The organism is Streptomyces sp. NPDC097129, from assembly GCF_055668065.1.
Map to the genome: position 1 here is coordinate 1 of NZ_JBVOQE010000053.1, position 1,802 is coordinate 1,802.

Here is a 1,802-nt window from a genome sequence, read left to right on the forward strand (position 1 = left end):
GACTGGCTGTCGTCGTCACCACGCTGATCGGCGTCGACGAACGTCAGGGCTACTTCACGGTCGAGCTTGACGTCGAGAGCTTCCCAGAACTGCAGTCCGCGGGTTCCGCCGTGCGGCGCGAGCAGACGGTAGCGTCCGCCGGCGACTGAGGCGCCCGGGATGAGCTTGGGTCCACGGGGCATCGGTCGCTGGGCCGGTCGTGATGCGGATCCGGCGGAAGGTGTGCGAGGTGCAGCGGGCGGTGGTGTCTGAGCGGCAGCCGTCTTCTGAGATTCGGGTGCCTTCTTGTCCGGAGCAGGTGTCTTCGACACGGGTGTCTTCGACACGGGAGCTGAAGGTGTCTTCGACACACTGACCGGAGGCACCGGCGGAGCGGCCTTCTGCACCGGCGGCTGCGGCTTCTGACCCTGCGGGCTTTGGCCCTGCTGCGGTCGCTGTGCGGGCTGCTGTGGCTTCTGACCCTGCTGTGGCTTCTGGCCGGCAGATGCGGAGGAACTCGTGGATGCAGGTGTGCCCGACGATGCCGTTGACTTCTGTTCGGACGCTTTCACGGCAGAAGTCCCGGCACTCTTGTTGCCGGAAACGTTGTCGTCGCTCACCCTCGCTCCTTCTCCATCGATAGCCCGTCCCCGAATACGCGCGGGTTGCGATCCTGTACGCCCATGACCAGGGTACGGGAGCGCACCCGGTCGTTCTTGCTCGTTTGATTCCGTTCTGATTGCAGGAATCAGCTCGGTGACGTCGTCGTCGGTGTTGTTACGTGTGTCCGGTTCGGCGCGACCTGTCAGTGAACGAATCTTGCGGGAGACCGCAACCGTTACCGACAGAACTTCCGGAACCTTCTTGAAGTAGAGAATCGTGAAGGTGATCGCGAGCATCAGGATGCCGCCGACGGCGACGCGTACCATCGAGCCGGGTCCGCCGAAACGCTCGGTGAGTTGATCGAATCCGAGGACGCGGTCGACCGCGAGCATGGTCAGCGAACCGGCCAGCGAGGCGAGTACGACGGACCAGACTGTCTTGCCCACGTTGGCCATCTGCAGGTTTCCGAGGCTGCGGTGCAGGAGGTACCCGCCGATGACGGCGCCGGTGATGTATCCGAGACCGTTGGCCGCACCGAGCAGGATCACGACCTGATCGCTGTTGGATGCGAAGACCGGAGCGAGCGCCGAGAAAGCGATTTTCACTGCAGTGATGCCGAGAACGATCCACGTCGGCGTCCAGGCTTGTTCGCGGGCGTAGAACACACGAAGTTGGATCAGGACCAGCGCGTACGGAATCAACGTGAATGCCGACCAGCTCACAGCGGTGCCGAGTCGTTCGGCCTGTTCGGGTCCGAAGCGGCCGTAACCGTAGAGCGCTTCACCGACCTGCGGACCCATGAAGGTCAGGAACATGATGATCGGAACCAGCGTGATCATGGTCAGACGCGTTGCGACCGACAGATCGTCCACGACGGCCGGGGTGTCGTCGGCAGCAGCGTTGCGGCTCAGGCGCGGCATGATCGCCGTCAGAACCGTCACTCCGAGCACGCCGTACGGGAGCTGCAGGAGCAACCAGGCCTGGCTGTAGATGGCAGGGCCGGCTTCGTCGGCGTGGGAGGAGATCTTGGTCGCGAAGATCATGCCCATCTGGCTGATCAGGACGTACAAGACGATGGCGACGGCCATGCCGCCGAACTGGCGCAGGCGGTCGTCGAGACCCCACAGCGGCTTGAGCGAGATCTTCTCGCGGCGAAGCGCGGGGATCAGGCTGGCTGCCTGCACGATGACGCCGATGGTGATGCCGATACCGAGGGTGAG

Annotated in this window: 1 protein-coding gene; it reads right to left on the reverse strand. The window is 63.9% G+C overall.

Going from position 1 to position 1,802, the window contains the following annotated elements:
• On the reverse strand, positions 1-1,802 hold a 1,802-nt coding region (gene murJ, locus AC0B9F_RS38025), incomplete at both ends, for a murein biosynthesis integral membrane protein MurJ (protein WP_472010369.1).